The organism is Leptotrichia sp., from assembly GCF_057270615.1.
On the sequence record NZ_DBHIXN010000027.1, the window covers coordinates 1 to 346 of the forward strand.

Annotated in this window: 1 pseudogene; it reads right to left on the reverse strand. The window is 31.8% G+C overall.

The window, feature by feature from the left end:
* A pseudogene (locus ACO409_RS06285) lies at positions 1-346 on the reverse strand (ABC transporter ATP-binding protein); the annotation flags it as partial.

The window sequence follows — 346 nt, forward strand, 5'->3', positions numbered from 1 at the left end:
TCCATTTTTTTATTTTGGTTTCTAATTAATTCTTGCATTAATTGATTTGATTCATACCAGAAATCATAGTTTCCAACAAACATTTTAATTTTTCCGTAATCAATGTCAGCAATGTGAGTACAAACTTTATTTAAAAAGTGTCTATCATGTGAAACGACAAGCACAGTTGTATTTTCCAGTTCCATTAGAAAATCTTCAAGCCATTTTACTGCGTGTAAATCAAGCCCGTTTGTAGGTTCATCTAGCAACAGAATATCAGGATTTCCAAAAATAGCTTGTGCAAGCAGCACTTTTACTTTTTCAGGCTCTGTCAATTCTTTCATTAATTTATGATGCATTTCAGCAG